Here is a 17,195-nt window from a genome sequence, read left to right as displayed (position 1 = left end):
GGAACCTAATTGTGCAGCCTGAGCGGGCAGGGACGGAAGGCTTTAGCGGATCGATTCCGATGTGCTGATTAATGGACGCGACGGGTTCTGCCGAGCATTTTACCCGGATGGGAACGCTCGGTATCGAAGAGGAGTTCTACGTCGTCGACGAGTTCGGTCGCCCGACGTCTGGCACGGACGAACTCGTCTACGAGACGGAGCCGCCGGCGGTCCTCGACGGCCGGCTCGACCACGAACTGTTCAAGTGCGTTATCGAGACGCAGACACCGCGCATCGACGACCCGGCGGACGCCGGCGAGCACCTCCGGTCGGTCCGGGACGCGCTGGTCGACCACGCCGAAGCGAACGGCTTCGGGATCGCCGCGGCGGGCCTGCATCCGCTGGCGAAGTGGCGTGAACTCGAACACGCCGAGAAACCCCGGTACAAGTCACAGCTGGACCGAATCCAGTACCCACAGCATCGTAACACGACCGCGGGTCTGCACGTCCACGTCGGCGTGGACGACGCCGACAAGGCCGTCTGGGTGGCGAACGAACTGCGCTGGCATCTCCCACTGATGCTCGCGCTGTCGGCCAACTCCCCGTACTGGAACGGCTTCGACACCGGGTTGCAGTCCGCCCGCGGGAAGATCTTCGAGGCCCTGCCCAACACCGGGATGCCGACGGCCTTCGACGATTACGACGCCTTCGAGACCTACGAACAGCGGATGCTCGAAACGGGGAGCATCGACGACCGCGGTGAACTCTGGTTCGACGTTCGGCCCCACTCCGGCCACGGCACCGTCGAGGTACGTGCCCCGGACGGGCAGGCCGACCCGGACCGGGTGCTCGCCTTCGTCGAGTACGTCCATGAGCTCGTCGTCGACCTCGCTGAGCGCTACGAGGACGGGGAGTCCAGCCGGCGGCTCCGCCGGGAATTCCTCGACGAAAACAAGTGGCGCGCAATCCGCCACGGCCAGTCCGCGGAACTGCTGTCGCGTGACCTCTCGACGACGCGCTCGGTTGAGGCGCTGGTCGAGATGGAGAGCGACCGGCTGGGCATCGACGGATTGTGGGAGCTGTACGACCGCGAAAGCGGCGCTGAGCGACAGCGCCGGCTTCGGTCAGAGGAGGGCGTCATGGCGCTCGCTGACTCGCTGCGCCTGTCCTGATCTGGGCTGTCGTCTGCGGCCGGACTTGGCTGTTTGATACTGCACAGCGACAGGAGAGTCCGGGCCAAGGGTTTTTATCCAGCTGTAGCTTTTGTCCTCACAGAGACAACGCATGTCTGCAGACGACAACGACCACGACGACCCCGAGGACACAGGCGATGTCCGTGAACGAATCGAACAGGAGGCAGACCGCGCGGTCGAGCAGTTCGACGAAGGGATCGTCGACCTGCTGGCGTGGGTGCTCGACACGGAGACTCGGGCACGGATCTACGTCCACCTGCGACAGCATCCCGAGAGCACCAGTGAGGAGATAGCCGAGGGGACCGGCCTGTATCCGAGCACGGTCCGCGAGGCTCTGGCGGCGCTCACCGAGGAAGAGGTCGTGACCCGCCAGAAGCGTGAGAGCGACGGTGCGGGCAACAACCCCTACGAGTACAGCGCTATTCCGCCGAGCGACCTCGTCAACACTATCGTCGGCGACATCCAGTCGGAACTGAACACGGTGTTCAACCTCGACGACCACATCGGCGGCGAGACAACGCTGGAACCCGACGACGAGCCGGTGACGATTTCCGTCGAGGATGCGAACGACGCCGACGCAAGCGAGGACACCGGCGACGAAGGAGACGAGTCCGAGGGCGAAAGCGACGACACTGACGTGTAGTCAAACCCGGCTCCAGCAGGCTGTTTCGCAAGTCGATATTACTAAACCTACCCGTACCGTTGCCCGGGATATGAATGTCGCGCTGGGGGGAACGTTCGACCCGATTCACGACGGACACCGCGCGCTGTTCGAACGCGCATTCGAACTCGGGGACGTGACAGTTGGCCTCACCAGTGACGACCTCGCGCCGAAGACGCGCCACGACCAGCGGCACGTACGGGCGTTCAGCGAACGGAAGTCCCGGCTCGCCGACGAACTCGCCGCGCTCGCCGCAGACCACGACCGCGAGTGGGAGGTCCGTGAACTCACCGAGCCGACCGGTATCGCCACGGAGCCACAGTTCGACGCGCTCGTCGTCTCACCCGAGACTGAAACCGGCGGCCGCCGCATCAACGAAATCCGCGAAGAGCGGGGCCACGACCCGCTCGAAATCGAAGTTGTCCCGCACGTCCACGCCGAGGACGGCGATATCATCTCTTCGACCCGGATTGTCGAGGGTGAAATCGACGAACACGGGAACCTCACGCCGGAGCGGACCGGCCGCGAAAACATCTCCTAGCTACCAACCCGGCGCTTCCAGCCCGGCCGTCTCCAGTAGATCCTTCCAACGCTGCTGAATCGTCAACCGGGAGACGTCCGTCGCTTCCGCGACAGCCGACTGGGACCGCTCCTCACCGGCGACCAGCGCACCGACGTACACGCTGGCCGCCATCGTCGCCTGTTTCGACCGGTCCTCCTCCGGAACTGTCGAGAGAAACAGGTCGACCGCGTGGGACCGCGCCGCCGTCCCGAGGTCGAGCCTGTCCGACGCCGCCTCGATATCGGACAGCCACGTGTCGTGCTCGATGCGGTCACTGGCGCGGTACATACAGATCCGTTGTTCCCCATCCCACCTAAACCTTCGTCGCCCGCAAGCGAAGGGTTCTTGATGCCAACGCGGATATCGACTGGTGCGCGCGGGTTGCCGAGCCAGGCCAAAGGCGTAGCGCTTAGGACGCTATCCCGTAGGGGTCCGCCGGTTCGAATCCGGTCCCGCGCACTCGCTATCGCTCGTTTTCGGCTTGTCCAGCATCAATAAGACCCTAAATGAGCCTCGAAAAGCCAAATTCGCTGGAACGCTGTCCCGGTTTCGATTCGGACATGATGGAACCGAATAGAACGATTACAATCGTTCGCAAAAACCAACGCGACTTCTTATCCGATAAGGCCGCTGTGGATTACTACGAGTACCGCAAACCCTTCCTCACGTACCTGCTTCGGATGGGGAAAGACCCCGAGAAAGCGAAAGGATATTCGCCGTACACCGTCTGCCAGACGGGACACCGAACGGCACGCTTTGACCTCTGGGTATGGGAGAACCGTGGGGGCTACAAAGCCCCGCCCGACCAAGACGATGCCCGCGCCTACATGGAGGAAGTCGCGTTCCGTGACGTGACGGAGTCCACGAAAGGCAAAATCCTCGGTGCGCTCGGTCGTTACTCGAAGTGGCTTCAGCACAAGTACAACCGCGACGAGTGGGAGTTCAGTTGGAACTTCCAGTCTGGCGGGGGCAACAACGGCCCGCGCGACTTCCTCACGAAGCAGGAACGTCGTAAGATTCGACAGGCCGCACTCGGGAAAGATGGCACTCCCAACTACGGAACTGACAACGACCTTCTCGAAGCCGACCCGGACAGTTGGAAATTCACTTCCCTCGTCTGGACGAGTCTCGACGCCGGCCTTCGCCCGGTAGAAGTCGGGAACGCTCGGGTGGGCTGGTGTGAACCGGAGAACGGCTTATTACGTATCCCGAGGGAGGATTCAGCCAAGAACGAGGGGAACTGGACGATAGGCATTACCGACCGGACAGCGACGGCGTTAGAGAGGTGGATAGAGGAACGAGAGAACCACCAGAGATACGCAGACACCGACAAACTGTGGCTCACTCGGCATGGGAACCGCTACGGTTCCAACGAACTCAGTCGGATTCTCAAAGACCTGTGTGACAGGGGTGGAATTAGTTACGAGAATCGGCAGATGTCATGGTACGCCATCCGTCACTCGGTCGGCACTCACATGACGAAAGAACGAGACCTTGCCGCCACGAAGGCCCAACTACGTCATAAAAGTGTCAAGACAACGATGAAGTATGATAATGTCCCAGTCGAAGACCGGCGTGACGCGCTCGACAACATGGGGTAAGAGACTTCCCTGTATTCAGGATAAATTGACACCACGAGGCGTTGAACGCCGGACAGCCACGCGACGTGACCGCCAACCGCGTGGATAAGACCACGGAGGCCTTGGACAAGCACTACGACCACGCGACAAAGAAAGAGCGGATAGAACGGCGGAAGGACTACTTTGTGGACGTTTGAGTATCGCCTCTATTCTCCAGCGAGATTAGATTCATATTCTTTCGGTATCGGTGTTAGGATGTGATAGAAAAACCACTTGACGAGGTAACAGAATCAGATTTACAGGACCTCATTGACAATGCCGTTTTAGAAGGGAAGACCATAGAATACAAGCAGGAATTACCAGAAACACGCGGCGCCCGGAAGACATTGGCTAAGGAGACCTCCTCGTTTGCAAACACACAAGGAGGGGACCTAATCTATGGAATTGAAGAAGACAACGACAGTGGAGAACCAGTAGGCTTCCACGACTTGGAAATATCAGACGTAGATGAGGAAGTTGGTAGACTGGATAGCATTATTCGAGACGGGGTCAACCCCCGAATACCGGGATATGATGTGAAGGCTGTCGAGGTGAATAGTGACGAACACGTAATAGTCATTAGAGTGAGAGAGAGTTTCAGAAGTCCACATAGGGTGACTCTCGGCGGTCATGACAAATTCTACGCGCGAAGTAGTAACGGTAAGTACCCACTTGATGTTGAAGAACTGAGAAGAGAATTCATCCTATCAGAGACCAACGCAGAGGAAATACGGGAGTATCGAGCTGACCGTCTCGCAGATATTCGTGCTAATGATACTCCTGTTGAAATTGCTGATTCCCCGCTCGTAGCAATACATCTCATCCCACTACGTGCATTCAGTGCGGGTAGAGATTCGCGGGTCATCGAGTCATTCGATGTGTTTGATGCCCCAGACAGTTTACAGAGACAGGAACGCCCCCACGGAAACCGATACAATCTGGATGGACTCGTCAAATATTGTCCTTCTGATGACCCCTCTGCATATATCCAAATCTACAGAAACGGAATCATTGAGACGGTGAATGGGTTCCCATTTGGCGCTTCTTCATTCAATGATGGAGAAGACACGTTCTCAGCACCCGTGGTAAGGGAAATGCTTGAGCACACTCTCGTGGACTACCTGGAGTTCTTGGAGAGAGAGGACGTACCACTGCCAATATTCTTATTCGTTTCCCTAATCGGTGCGGAGGGTATTGAGATTGAAACGCCAGTTCACAGGCCTGAGATGAGCGGGGCGTTAGACCGTAATATGGCACTCCTTCCAGAGATGGCAATTCAGGACTACTCTGATTCTACAAATGGGATGATTGACCAAGTGATGGAAGATATTTGGAACGCCTTTGGGTTTGCTGAAGAACCGGACTCTGACAGGTAACTCAACTTCAGGATACGCCGCATCAATTCAGTGGAAGTACGGACCGTCAACAGTATGCAAAATTAGTAGTCAGATATTTTCATTTGTCTTGAGCCAAGTGACTCACTACGCTCCTCGAAACACCTATCCGTCTCTTGTATCCAATCTCGAAAATCGCCCTGTTCATAGACCGTCTTTCCCGAGGTTTTCGACCCACCATGTGCTGCTTCATGACAATGTGAGCAGAGCGTTGCTAAGTTTTGGTCATCATTTGTACCACCCTGACTTACTGGCAAAACATGGTGGACCTCTAACGCCGCGTCATCCTCCAGACCACAGCGGAGGCAGGAGCCACCATCTCTATTGATTATCTTCGTTCGCGAACCCGGTGAAACCTTCTCGCTCTGATTAGATTTTGACCACTCCTTCTGAAACCCACCTTTTTTATCGTCATATGAGAACCGCCTCGCGTACGAGGGTGAACAGCCCACGGCCTCAGCGACCAGTCCTGACTCAACTTTTTGTTCGCAGTATTCATGTAGCCTGCATATCTGCACCTCGAATTTTTCCGATTTCATCCCTTCAGATTTGAGCAACGATTCTGCTACCTCACAGAATTCAGTTTCAACCGGCTCAGGACGTGGGTGAGTAGAACGATACTCTGTATAGAGCTCCTGTAATTCGTTTTCCGACAAGGAAATCACCAACTGACGGAGTTTTGATTTGGCGGCCGAAATAAAGAGCTTTGTTTTGATACGCACCTCCTCAATTCCAATGAATTTTACCCGATTTCCATCACTCTAATTCTATCACACCTAACTTTCACACACTTCTTTTCTGGATTTCCCAACACAGACATCATATTTTCTGGGACTGGCATTTTGACTGGCATTGATATATGAATACGGTTTGAGTTCAGTATAAGTGCTCCCTTTGAATTGCCATCTGTATTGTCCTGAAATCATTATTGACCCTCGTGAAGCATTGTATGTCCCAATACCCTGATACTTCCAATACCCTGGTACAGGTGCTTTTTCAGGTGTGGTATCAATGAGGAATGTTACAGATACCTCTTTTAATGGTGGTATTTCACTGACTCTGATTCCATTAGATGCCCACGAAAAATTCTCTGGAGAATTCGTCGCTACAAGTTCTACGTTATTGGAATAGCTAATTCCAGCCGCTGCTGGTCCAACTCTTTGAGCTTCAATCACCCCCGGAAATATCGCACCTACAGTGAGAGCGCTTACCCGCTTATCAGACGGGTTCTGGATATTGATAGTATAGCGGTCGTATGTTTCGTTATCTGAGATTGAGAAGCGTTCTCCACTCATACCAGACACATAATCAACCTCAACCCCTACAGTCGGTTTTTGAACGCCGAACTCATGAACCTGAATATCGTGAATCGTCGGGACAATTAACGGGCTTATGGCAGTAAAAACAAGACCACCGAGTATAGCGCTGAAGATAACCAGTAACGTTTCCCTTTTCCAATTGATTCCACTGAATGTATCGGAATTACGGCTATCAGAATTATCCTTACTGGACATATTAGACATCAAAATTGCGACGCTGCAAGATAGTTTGGCATATGAGCGATTTTCGGTTATTCGTGTTTTACATCTTTCTTCAGGATTTTAACCCAAGTATCTGTTACGTGCAGTATGTCCAACGAAAAAGAATCCAACCAATCTGAGAAAATCAGTATACCAGAGACCGGAGCATTACAATTGGCTCACGATGACGCAAAAAGTGCAATTGAACGAGGTCTAAATAAACACGGAGACCATGCTTCCAAGTCAATTAAAATGGTCCAAATAAATGGCATTGTCATTTCTATTCTTGTGGCAGGAGCGTCTCAAATAACATTCTCCAGATACATATATATTTTAACTGGTCTTGGTGTGGTATCTCTTTTTCTCTCTTCATTTCTCGCTCTTAGAGCCTATACTTCACAATCTCTTAGTATAGGAATCTCGTCCGAAGACATAGATAGAATTAACGACAATAATCTGTCCGAAGACCAGTATTTGGTCTGGTATCTTACAAAATACTATCCTGACGCTGTGGATGAAATAAAAAAGAAAATCGAAAAAAGAGCTGATAACGTCGAATACTCCATCTATACCTTTTTTACAGGACTCCTGTTGATAGCGGCCGGTGTTATTATGCAGTTCGCCACGCAATAGTCTCTCATGGCCGACGATAGCGAAGAATCCGATAATAATACGATGGAAGCTCTTCCCGATGATATGGAAGATTCAGACAGAGTTAGAATCGCAGCCAATGCAGGAAGCGACGATGAAGACAGCGATAATGGTAATTAGTAGTACCCAAGTAAATATTAATTGACAGTATTTCAATTTCAGAACACACTGGGTTCACTGGAAATTTCCTCCACCTCCTAATCTACAATGTCAGTCGCGGGAAGGGGCAGAGACCACCTCAGCGCCAGCCCCGCGCCGCCTTTGGCCTTCTTGATGGGCAGGACTCAAAACTCGCACCTCTATCCTGGGAAGCAGATAGTCCGAAAATCTAACTGAGAGCCATCTGTAATGTAGTCGGGGTTACGAAAGTACTGGGAGCGCGCGCCGTCCAATGTGCTAACTTTCCTTTGTTTTCATACACACAAAATTACGACAAAAATTGGACTTTCCGCTGACCACTTGCCGAGTGGTGACCTCGATACCCTACCGGTTGGAAACTCAGACGCCCACGCTACGGTTCACCACTGATATCGTCTTCGCTTATGAGCGTCGGAATGATACTCTTGCGAGATGCATATATACTTTGCACAAATACAAATCCACATTAGCCAAATATAGAACCAAATGGTTACTTTCGGTAGTTCTTTCAGTCATTTGCTATCGGCAGAATACAAGCTGATTCATCCCCGTCACAACCTTCGACATTCTCGAACTCGGAGGCTCTCTCCTCAGGTCGATTCTAAACCGGCTCAGTTGACGTACAGCAGACTCCACCCATTCTCATGTCCCAACCCTCGTGTCACCCTTGGAGTAGTGTGAGAGTAGTCTCAGATATCGTGATTGGCTGGAATGGCTCTACGTTGGCCCCGTTCTCCACAGCCACGATTTTCTGTGTTATCGGCAACCATACGCCATCAATCTGGCGAGTATTGCCTAAGCAGTAAATTCCCAGCGGGTATTGGTGTCCGAAACCCTCGAATCCAGTCTACGGAAAGCCCGAACAAAGAGGGTCTGCCCCTCTGAGCCCCTGGGGTTTCGTAATTACGAAATCTCCCCCTTCTAAGCAGCGGTCTAAGATGCCTCTATCCCCCGAAATCAGAGGGGGTGTAATCTGCTGGTGTATCCTACTCATGTTTCAATGCGATTTACTCTGCTGTGGACCACCGTTGCACAGGGCTCGTCTCAAGAGGCTTAGCTTTCTGTTAGGACGTTGTCCTCCAAACGTTCAGAAACCACAGAGAGAGCCTGCTGTGGACACGCACAGTGGCTCAGGCACATATCTTACCCCTTGCGCTGAAGCTCTCGTCCACATTGAGTCAACGTCAGAGGGGGTCGCACGCACGCCGGTTGCTGTAGCGGCTATTCTTTACTTGTTTCTTTATCTTACTGTGTATATTATGATTCTATATGTTGTAGTTTGTATGTTGTAGTTTGTATATTGTACACCAATATTTATCCGCTGGAAGGTGCGGTGGTGATAAACCTGCAGGTAAAACCTGTGTTGTAAACCCCTGCTGTAAACCTGTAAACTCCTGCAACTAATTGTCCAACTCTTATCACAACCCTAAGTCTGTAATCGAAAGGTCTCGTCAGCCGTTTTTGGCACGACGCGGAGTTATCGGTGCCAACATTGATTTCCTCTCGGGTCAGAAAGTCCGGTCGGAGTTCTTAGCAGGGCCCGTCGGATTGCCGATGAAGCGAACGCAGAATTTCAGACCGTCTTGACTCTTACAGTCATTAGCGCGTCAGAACTGTGTACGACCCTGATTTCTCGATAATCAGATTACAATATTATAATTGCCAATTTTGTTCTTACTCATGGTTATTATAGCTATATATTTGTTTTTATGGTCACATCGCTGGAGTGGACGCTTTCAAAACCACAGACTCTTCATGACATCAGTTATTTAGTTTTCTAAAATCTAATTAGATTCTGATATAGCTACCGAATATGTCGTCTGAGAAAGTACAGGGAGAGCTTGGCCCTGTTCAGCAAAATGTTGATACTACCCCAGCGACCTTTTCGGTGTCGCCCAACTGTGTTGGTCCCTCCGGGTAGTCAGAGAAGCATCAGAAGTGAATTGGGTACACTATCAGCATGGTTCCAAATGACGAGATGGTAAACTGTGGTAATGTGTCCTGACTGAGGCTCGTCTATGAACACAATGCGAAGGTTGCACCGAGGAGGCCGCCAGCGGTCATCCTCCGGGGGTCAAAGACAGAGGTCCCTCTGTTCGCCTCAAACCCTGGGTTCAGCGATAGCCGACTGCCCGCGCAAAGCTAACCTCAAAAATGGAGGGTCTGCTTTACAGCTACTTTCAACCACAGGGCTCAGTTTCCGCTGTCGCGGCGCGGGCACCTTCCCGGTGCAAGTATTGGTTGCCCAACGCTACGTGGTGTCCATGCAGACAGAGGGGTTCTGGTGGCTACGATGTGTGTAACATCGTGGGTGAGGCGGAGATAACTATGCACTATCCAGCACAAATCTACTCTGTTCAATAGCAGTGTCGTCGTGGTTGGTCAAGATATGAAGCCCTTCTTTCCTCATCGGCGGGGGTCACGTTTTGATTCTTTGCAATAGTCACATCTGACCGACCAGTTTGGAGTTTGAACATTGGGATTTGTGCTCTATGATGTATAGTTATCTCTCCCTCTCGGCTGTGATGGGATACCTCTACTGGACACTATCCAATTTATATCCACTCACACTGAGATTTATCACTCTTCAAATATCACGTAATGATATGAATACAAACTATTGTCCAAACTGCGGTACTGAACTCAGTGCAGGCGAGAATTTTTGCGCTGGATGTGGCTCTGATGTAAAAAGTACGTCTGAGAATCCTCCCGATTCGGTCGGACAGGTTGAGTCAATCGAATGTGCAAAGTGCGGTACCATTTCTGACACTGGAACGCAAGAATGTCCCAATTGTGAATATCGCCCTCAGAAATCCATGCAAGTAGTTGGGATGTTGGTGTTCACTGTTGGCGTAATCATTTCGTTGACCGTTGTTGGTGCTATTGTTGGCGTTCCTATGGCAGCCTTCGGGATTTATCGAACTTTCAAAGGCCGTGACTTGACAATTGAGTCTGGATATGGAACATAGTTAGGTCCAGCTGTCAGTTCTCAAATATACTTGCAGTAGGTAACTCTCTTGCGCGGTCACGGAGTTTGCGGAGGGTGACTCCTTCGTCTGCTACTCACACGTAGCTTGTCGGACCATTAACTGCGAGTCGCACTTCAGCTTAACCTCGGTATAGCCCTTCTTAGAAGCAAGGTTCAACCCTTGGATGAGGGCGTGGTACTCGACTCGGTTGTTGGTCGATTCTCCGATGTAGCCACTCTTTTCCTCGGTCCACTCATCAGCCTCTACGAGGTACCCATGGCCGCAGGGTTGGCATGCATTGGACGGACATCTCTGTCAAACTTCCCGCGCGGACGAAGAGAATTTAGTGACTGATTGTGTCGAGTTCTGTATGACCTCTTCTCTCCTGCTGGAACAACTGGCAGATGACATTGCCGAAGTCGTACCCACGGTTGATGCAGAGGCAGAACACAACCGCTGGCAGGCAGGTATCGGGCCTTTCGAGGAGGAGAATCAGGTAGAGATGCTTCGAGAGGCAATTGATGGAGACACCAGCTACTCCATCAAGACTGAGGAGCCGTATCATGATGATGGGAAACGGGTAGACCTCTTCATCAAGGGCGAAGAGACAGCGATTCCAGTAGAGGTGAAGCTGCTCCGATTCCGTTACGACAATGGGAATATTGACCCGAACAGCTTTGCGAAGGTTTTCAGTCCCTTTCCTGAACGGGCAACCTCAAGCCTACTCACAGATGCTCGAAAACTCTACGAGGCAGGCTTCAAGGAGAACGGTGGACTGCTCGGACTCTACTATGCGCCGGTAGATGAGTCCTATGACCGGATGACTGCTGAATCGATTGCTGAAAAGTTCACACTTGACGTAGACTACTGGTATGACTTTGAGATAGAGACGAGAAACGTTGCTCACTTTGATGGACTTCGTCATCCAATACATCAGGAAGGGGCGGTCATCACATGGGAGATACTGGAATGACCCGCGAAGTCGGTCTTGTCAGTTGCGTTAAGACCAAACGCGACGAACCGACCATTCCAAAGGACCTCTACACCTCCGACTACTTCGAGAAGATGCGCTCCTACGCTGAGCAGTATCACGACGACTGGTGGATACTCTCAGCCAAGCATGGACTCATCGACCCAGATGGTGAACCCATCGAACCATACGACGAGACACTCAGTGATGCGAGGGTAGCCAAGAAGCGAGAGTGGGCAGAGCAAGTAGCCGAGCAGTTGGACGAGCAAGGGCTACTCTCCGAGGATGTGACGGTCGTTTTTCATGCGGGTAAAGACTACTACGTGGAACTGCTCTCGCTCATCGAAGACTCAAGGGTCACTATCGAGATACCCACTGAAGGGTTAGGTATCGGCGAGAAACAGGCATGGTACAAAGAGCGACTATGACGACGAAGGAAGAAATTTGGAGTACGTGGACTGACCGCTATATTGACACGGAGAGTCCTGTCCCTCTGTTCGAGACTGACGAGAACTTGACCGTCCAATACAAGCACTACGGACAGAACAACCGCCGGATTCTCAAGCGGAGTGAAGCGATGGAAGACCGCCTTCGGCAAGAAGGTCGGAAGGTCATCAACGACTGGTCAACGACTGACGACACCTATGACGGCGTGATTTACCTCATGTACTGGTTCGAAGACGGCGACGTTGTCCCGTTGTACGTCGGGAAGGCTGGGAAGTATGGACGCGATGGCGAGAGTTTGAGTACTAACCTCGAAGACCTCCGTGGGGACAGCACACGGAAGTTCGCTCGATGGGGCGATGCTCATTATTACCACGTCGGGAACCTGAGCGCCATTGTCTTCGGCCACAAAAAGAACCAGAAGCAAAAATACGAGAAGTGGGCCGACCGACTGTTTGAGGATGGGCGGCAACTCCGCCAACAAACGTACTTCTGGACGAAAGCATGGAGTCAAGATGACGTTGGACTGTATCACGACTTCGAAGTACCGCTTGAGCAGCTCGAATATCAGATTATCGGTCACGCCTCTGACTTTTACACTGACCGATTGCTGAACAAGGAAGGTGCGTGAATGTTAAGAAGTTAAAGTGAAGCCGTAACTGTTAATTCAACCTCTGCAGGGTCTTCATCAAGATTAGTCGGAGGCGTTGCATTACCGTATTCAGAATTATCAACAACTAAGACATAATTTCCTGATTCCAGCCAAGTATCGCCCCGGTCTCCGGTAGTTTCGGGTGAACTTAACCCTGTAATATATTCGAAGTTATCACCACTTTCAAAATAAGAATATTCGCTCTCAGTTACAGTATATAAGTCTACAGATGGCCCAGAGCGCACAATCATGTCATATTCAAAATAGGTCTCGGTTTCAACGGGTAATTCCCAAGTGAGCCATTCGTCTTCTAATACGTTTTGACGTTCGCTCAGGACTTCTTCTCGAACACTTAGGCTTGCATCATTGGGGTAATCATCTTCGGAGTCAGGTACTCCATCTCCATCAGCATCCGGTCTTTCAGTGTTTTGATTAGAATAATCCTCGTCGTCTCCACTACCACCACTGCTGCTATCGGTTTGATTACTACTACAACCAGATAATATAACTGACCCTCCGACAATCGATGCTAAATAGCTACGTCTGGTCTGTGGCACACGAGTAAATATATGTGATATGGTAAATATCTTATTGTCATCAAATCTATTTAATAAGTAGACGAGGTGTAATTTTGTTATTAAGTACTTCTACTTCAACTGCGATAGGTGTGAGAGGTCGGTGAGAGTTTGCGTAACCTTGCCAAAATCTGGTAAAATTGAGATGGTTTTGTGCGACAGCTTACCAATATATACAGAGGGTAGGGGGTTCTCTAAAGTTCCAACTGGGGGTGGCCCCTGCTACTTATCCATCAGAATGTAGACTGCCGCCCTCGCCCCGACCTTCTTCTTATGTAGCTCTCCACGGTCAACCAGGTTCTCCAATTTATTATACGCGCTCGGTCTGGAACAGTCCAGCTCTTCGGCTACCTCTGTAGCAGTCAGTACTGGCAAGTCCGCGTTCTCGAAAACAGATGTCACGCTATCAAGCGTCACTTGCTCTGTATATTGCCCACTGTCGTCACGTTCCCGCTCCATGCCCGTATGTCCGAGCGGGCGAAGTATAATCCCTCTGACTTCGACGTTAGTGGGAAAGACTTATGACCAGTAACCACGTGGTTATTGGTAGAAGGTCGTCCGCCCCTTGGGGCGTTGTGGTTCGGAAAACGCCCGGTGCGACAACACCGGACGGGTGGTCTTCGTAGTGACAAAGACCAATGCAATCTACAGACAGCAGTTCGGAAAAGCGTGTCGTTGAGGAATTGAACTTCGGCGCAAAGACGGCAAAGCGAGTCAGCTGGGAAGCGTGGGAGTTCGCTATTGAAGGCCCACATCTGGTCAGAGTGACTAACGCAAGTTATGGCTTCCAGAAGGACGACCACTCGTACCTTGTCGGCGTGGAAGACCGTGAAGGCGTTCTCATTCCCGCTGAGTGTGAGTGTAAGGCCGACCGCTACAACGAGGATTACGGCTGCAAGCACAAGGTCGCACTCGCAACAGTCGGTGGCCCTATGATTCTACAAGCCGCTGTGGACTTCGAGAAGGCCGCGGCGGGCTTCCAGGTGTCAACCCCGGAAAGTATCACAACAGGGGCTGACAAACTCGAAACAGACGGTGGGACGGCGTCCTGTGAGAACGGAGACAAACGTTGTAACGGCTCTGACGGGACGGGGCTTCCCTGCTTCGACTGCTTCGAGGTGGACCAATGACGGACCATTCTAATGACGAGCGCACGGTTCGCTGTCCCGTCAAAGGATGTGATGCAACGCCGTTGGCACGGGGCATCAATCTCCACATCAACAGGTCCAGTGGGGACGGCCACGGCCCGCACGGGGAAGTTCCAGACCATATTTCGCTGGACGATTTGGAGACAGTCGGCGAACGGGAGGTCGAAATGGATTACCCCGAAGAACGCGACAACGAGAAACACGCTCGGCTCTGCCCGTATTGTAATCAGACGTTCACCGGGGAACAGGGGCTAATGATTCATCTTGGGCAGATAGCAGGCCGCAAGAATCATCCTGCGAACCCGAAAGACCGTCACGAACCCGGGGACTTTCCTGGTGTGAAGGTAGACGCAGAAGGAAATGTTCAGCAGGTCGCTGGCCCACAGAGGAACCCAACTGACAGCCGCGAGAAGGGCGCGGTTCCAATGTCCCGCGTGTTCCGTTTGATTGCCAACCTGATTGCTGACGGTCAGACGAAGACTGCTGGCCGGGTTCGGCGGGACCTTCTCGGAGCTGAACCAGACTCTCGCCCCCTGAGAAATACAATTCCTCACCGGGAGTTGTACGAGGCACTGTTGACTCAGCGCCAAGCAGACAACCCTGAGGAGCGTGTCACCGCCAGCGTAGAAGGTGATAGTATCACAGTCTCATGCCGTGGAGAATCAGCACATTACACCGCTGACGAGGCCAGAGATATTGCGGCAGGGCTGGAGAAACGAACGGATGAAGACGGTGAGATTAGTGACCTAATTGCGTTCCTTCGATATGGTTCAGATGTACTCGAAGGGAAGCAAGACCGGAGTCGACAGATGGACTTCGAAAGCTGGCGATAGGTCTGTAGGTGCTTGCCTGAGGTGTAACCCCTCGGAGGTGTGGGCTGGGGTCAGGCGTGGTGACTTACTCGCGCCCTTCTCGGTGTCCAAGACTGTGGGCTACTTCAGTGAAAAGATGGAATTTCGTGTGAAGTCGCTCATCCAAATCCGAGCAATAGACCTACCAAGATTCGTAAATAGAGTTACTTGAGGTCAGTTTCATTCAGAGAACCCCCAATACTTTCTCTCCAATTTCATTTTGGGCCATCCGCGCCCTGTTTAAAACGGAAGTATAATGCTCATATGAGGTTTCTGGGACCCAAGTCCATTTCGACTCAGCAGTCCTGAGTGCCTGCCATATTATACAGTACTCATCTTCAGTCCATGACTGGAAATAGCGATAATGCCCGTCAGCTTGATTTTGAGAATACTCGATGAGATTTTCTTGCAAATATTCAGGCTTTTCTGTCTGAATTAGTGGTATAGCAAACATTCGGACCCAATCATCTACATCTACCCATGCCTTTGGGTCCCCATTCTGGTTAGTTTCGGCCACTATCGACGGGCTTTCACCTCGGTCCTCAATGAATGGTGATTCACCGGCGCGCTCCCTAAGCTCGTACTGCAGTAGTTCCAGAAACCCCTCAAAATCGGAAATCGACCCTTCCAGCATTACCATCTGGCCCGCAATAGTTTCCTTTACATAGAATTGCTGATATGCGTCGAAATCCTCCCAGACTGATTCAAATTCCATACTTGAACGGTCATAGGGCAATTCACCTTTCTCAGCGATTTTATGAACCTGATTGAATAGTGGACGATAAATTGAGTTTCTTATTTCTTTCTTTTTTGCTAATCGGGCTTGGAGATAGGACCCTCCGATAGAACCGATAATACCCAGAAATCCGCCCAGAAGAACAAAGATGAGCTGATTAGCTACCACGTCAGTGGTACCCTTATCTTGTCTTTTTAATAGTGCTTTCGCCACGAGAGATTCTGAGGGATTCCACTGGCTATCCACCCTTTACAGAACTACCACTAAAAATGGAATCCCTGGACTCCATGAAATATTATACTAACAGTGTGGGATATACTTCTTAACGTGATTCGCGCTTAACGCTGTCCCGGTCAACTTTTATAAGTAACCCGGCCAAATTCGCTGGTAGACAAGACGAATTCGGGTTGTGCCACCCCGATATTGGCGTGTTTGCGGCTGTGCGCCGCAGGCGGGCTTAGGACGCTATCCCGTAGGGGTCCGCCGGTTCGAATCCGGTCCCGCGCATTCTTGCTGCGAGCAACACGCGAGCAGCAGAATCGCCAGCGGATTCGAAGCACGGAACGAGCGAACAAAGTGAGCGATGTTCAGGCGGTTCGAATCCGGACTCCTGCTACAGACGCGAGCGGTAGCATCCGGCCTAATTCCCACACCGCAGGAATCGCGACTGCCGCTTATGTGGAGTGTCCGCGTCGTTCCAAATGAGGGACTGACGATGCCGGTGTATGACCCACTCCGTGATTCATCCGCTCGCCCTGCAGGATCGGCTCGGTTCGAGTATGCTGTCGACGATGCGGACAACCCGACGGAGCTCACCGTCTTCAGTGATCAGGACGACGAGCTCCCGACCCACTGGATTTCGGTCGACATCGAGCACGCCGTCGCGCTCGACGAGATGCGGTGAGCGAGGGGTGGGCTCGCTCAGGTCGCGTCTGTCGATTTCTTGAACACGGACTGGACAGCGAACGCTCTGGAAGCGTTGTGTCCGAAGTAAGTTTGCGTGGGTGCAGTCCCAAGGGAATGCACCTGCACTCTGAGAGTGCGTGGGACCGGATTCGAACCGGCGGACCCCTACGGGACAGCGCCCTCAACGCTGCGCCGTTGGCCTGGCTTGGCTACCCACGCGCGCTCTG

The 17,195-nt window shown here is 52.0% G+C and carries 20 protein-coding genes, 2 tRNA genes and 1 pseudogene; 15 read left to right on the top strand and 8 right to left on the bottom strand.

The features are described from left to right. Positions 1–71 precede the first annotated feature (71 nt). The 3 genes from C444_RS10450 (at position 72) to C444_RS10440 (ending at position 2,374) form a co-directional block, all read left to right on the top strand. Positions 72–1,151 carry a glutamate--cysteine ligase gene (locus tag C444_RS10450; protein ID WP_004592757.1) on the top strand — a complete coding sequence of 360 codons (1,080 nt, stop codon included), beginning with the start codon at positions 72–74 and terminating at the stop codon, positions 1,149–1,151. Positions 1,152–1,263: 112 nt separating this feature from the next. Continuing rightward, a complete protein-coding gene (locus C444_RS10445) occupies positions 1,264–1,815 on the top strand; it encodes a winged helix-turn-helix domain-containing protein (RefSeq protein WP_004592756.1) in 552 nt (183 codons plus the stop codon). Positions 1,816–1,885: 70 nt separating this feature from the next. Next, positions 1,886–2,374 (top strand): phosphopantetheine adenylyltransferase, encoded by a 489-nt coding sequence (locus tag C444_RS10440; RefSeq protein WP_004592755.1) that lies wholly within the window; start codon positions 1,886–1,888, stop codon positions 2,372–2,374. Here the strand turns inward: C444_RS10440 and C444_RS10435 are convergent, their stop codons facing one another. Then, a complete protein-coding gene (locus C444_RS10435; protein ID WP_004592754.1) occupies positions 2,375–2,683 on the bottom strand; it encodes a cyclin family protein in 309 nt (102 codons plus the stop codon). An 86-nt stretch (positions 2,684–2,769) separates the two neighbouring features. Between C444_RS10435 and C444_RS10430 the strand changes: the two genes are divergently transcribed. The 3 genes from C444_RS10430 to C444_RS10420 all read left to right on the top strand — a co-directional run bounded on the left by C444_RS10430 (position 2,770) and on the right by C444_RS10420 (position 5,390). Next, positions 2,770–2,854 (top strand) — tRNA-Leu (locus C444_RS10430). Positions 2,855–2,901: 47 nt separating this feature from the next. Next, positions 2,902–3,996: a tyrosine-type recombinase/integrase gene (locus C444_RS10425; protein ID WP_049909408.1), complete on the top strand. Its 1,095-nt coding sequence runs from the start codon at positions 2,902–2,904 to the stop codon at positions 3,994–3,996. A gap of 236 nt (positions 3,997–4,232) precedes the next feature. After that, positions 4,233–5,390 carry an AlbA family DNA-binding domain-containing protein gene (locus tag C444_RS10420; protein WP_004592752.1) on the top strand — a complete coding sequence of 386 codons (1,158 nt, stop codon included), beginning with the start codon at positions 4,233–4,235 and terminating at the stop codon, positions 5,388–5,390. Between the two features lie 62 nt (positions 5,391–5,452). Here C444_RS10420 and C444_RS21270 read toward each other — a convergent pair whose 3' ends face one another. After that, entirely contained in the window at positions 5,453–6,130 is a 678-nt protein-coding gene (locus C444_RS21270; protein WP_239641290.1) for an HNH endonuclease, read from the bottom strand. Positions 6,131–6,184: 54 nt separating this feature from the next. Continuing rightward, positions 6,185–6,922 (bottom strand): hypothetical protein, encoded by a 738-nt coding sequence (locus C444_RS21830; protein WP_152420807.1) that lies wholly within the window; start codon positions 6,920–6,922, stop codon positions 6,185–6,187. A 114-nt stretch (positions 6,923–7,036) separates the two neighbouring features. Here C444_RS21830 and C444_RS10415 point away from each other — a divergent pair, with 114 nt between their 5' ends. The 3 genes from C444_RS10415 to C444_RS23120 all read left to right on the top strand — a co-directional run bounded on the left by C444_RS10415 (position 7,037) and on the right by C444_RS23120 (position 10,686). Then, positions 7,037–7,561, top strand: a complete 525-nt coding sequence (locus C444_RS10415; protein WP_049909406.1) for a hypothetical protein — start codon at positions 7,037–7,039, stop codon at positions 7,559–7,561. A gap of 6 nt (positions 7,562–7,567) precedes the next feature. Next, complete coding sequence (locus tag C444_RS22945) at positions 7,568–7,699, top strand: hypothetical protein (RefSeq protein ID WP_275039447.1); 132 nt, start codon at positions 7,568–7,570, stop codon at positions 7,697–7,699. Positions 7,700–10,209: 2,510 nt separating this feature from the next. Next, positions 10,210–10,686, top strand: coding sequence for a zinc ribbon domain-containing protein (locus tag C444_RS23120; protein ID WP_080509701.1), 477 nt, complete (start codon positions 10,210–10,212; stop codon positions 10,684–10,686). A 90-nt stretch (positions 10,687–10,776) separates the two neighbouring features. Here the strand turns inward: C444_RS23120 and C444_RS23115 are convergent. Beyond that, positions 10,777–10,965, bottom strand: a pseudogene (locus C444_RS23115) (reverse transcriptase-like protein); the annotation flags it as partial. Between the two features lie 91 nt (positions 10,966–11,056). Here C444_RS23115 and C444_RS10410 point away from each other — a divergent pair. Genes C444_RS10410 through C444_RS10400 form a run of 3 tightly spaced genes read left to right on the top strand, consistent with a single transcriptional unit; the run spans position 11,057 to position 12,731 of the window. Beyond that, positions 11,057–11,659 carry a hypothetical protein gene (locus C444_RS10410; protein ID WP_004592749.1) on the top strand — a complete coding sequence of 201 codons (603 nt, stop codon included), beginning with the start codon at positions 11,057–11,059 and terminating at the stop codon, positions 11,657–11,659. Beyond that, the gene (locus tag C444_RS10405; RefSeq protein WP_239641289.1) at positions 11,641–12,084 is read left to right on the top strand and encodes a DUF6884 domain-containing protein; all 444 of its coding nucleotides are present in this window, start codon (positions 11,641–11,643) and stop codon (positions 12,082–12,084) included. The genes C444_RS10410 and C444_RS10405 overlap by 19 nt, the downstream gene beginning before the upstream one ends. Then, positions 12,063–12,731, top strand: a complete 669-nt coding sequence (locus C444_RS10400; RefSeq protein WP_161607604.1) for a hypothetical protein — start codon at positions 12,063–12,065, stop codon at positions 12,729–12,731. Before C444_RS10405 ends, C444_RS10400 begins: the two co-directional genes overlap by 22 nt. A gap of 11 nt (positions 12,732–12,742) precedes the next feature. Here the strand turns inward: C444_RS10400 and C444_RS21825 are convergent, their stop codons facing one another. Both C444_RS21825 and C444_RS10395 read right to left on the bottom strand, forming a co-directional pair. Beyond that, entirely contained in the window at positions 12,743–13,309 is a 567-nt protein-coding gene (locus tag C444_RS21825) for a hypothetical protein (protein WP_152420805.1), read from the bottom strand. Between the two features lie 240 nt (positions 13,310–13,549). Then, complete coding sequence (locus tag C444_RS10395; protein WP_004592746.1) at positions 13,550–13,786, bottom strand: helix-turn-helix domain-containing protein; 237 nt, start codon at positions 13,784–13,786, stop codon at positions 13,550–13,552. A 179-nt stretch (positions 13,787–13,965) separates the two neighbouring features. Here C444_RS10395 and C444_RS10390 point away from each other — a divergent pair, with 179 nt between their 5' ends. Beyond that, positions 13,966–14,457, top strand: coding sequence for a hypothetical protein (locus C444_RS10390; RefSeq protein ID WP_004592745.1), 492 nt, complete (start codon positions 13,966–13,968; stop codon positions 14,455–14,457). Continuing rightward, positions 14,454–15,308, top strand: coding sequence for a hypothetical protein (locus C444_RS10385; RefSeq protein ID WP_004592744.1), 855 nt, complete (start codon positions 14,454–14,456; stop codon positions 15,306–15,308). The genes C444_RS10390 and C444_RS10385 overlap by 4 nt, the downstream gene beginning before the upstream one ends. 202 nt (positions 15,309–15,510) lie before the next feature. Here the strand turns inward: C444_RS10385 and C444_RS10380 are convergent, their stop codons facing one another. After that, on the bottom strand, positions 15,511–16,308 hold the full coding sequence (locus tag C444_RS10380) for a hypothetical protein (protein ID WP_161607603.1): 798 nt from the start codon (positions 16,306–16,308) through the stop codon (positions 15,511–15,513). A 430-nt stretch (positions 16,309–16,738) separates the two neighbouring features. On the opposite strand from C444_RS10380, the gene C444_RS10375 reads away from it, so the two are divergent. Next, complete coding sequence (locus C444_RS10375; RefSeq protein WP_239641288.1) at positions 16,739–16,966, top strand: DUF7511 domain-containing protein; 228 nt, start codon at positions 16,739–16,741, stop codon at positions 16,964–16,966. A gap of 136 nt (positions 16,967–17,102) precedes the next feature. Here the strand turns inward: C444_RS10375 and C444_RS10370 are convergent. Beyond that, positions 17,103–17,187 (bottom strand) — tRNA-Leu (locus C444_RS10370). Positions 17,188–17,195: the final 8 nt, after the last annotated feature.

The organism is Haloarcula japonica DSM 6131 (assembly GCF_000336635.1).
Lineage (GTDB): Archaea > Halobacteriota > Halobacteria > Halobacteriales > Haloarculaceae > Haloarcula > Haloarcula japonica.
This window is presented reverse-complemented; position numbering and strand designations above follow the sequence as displayed.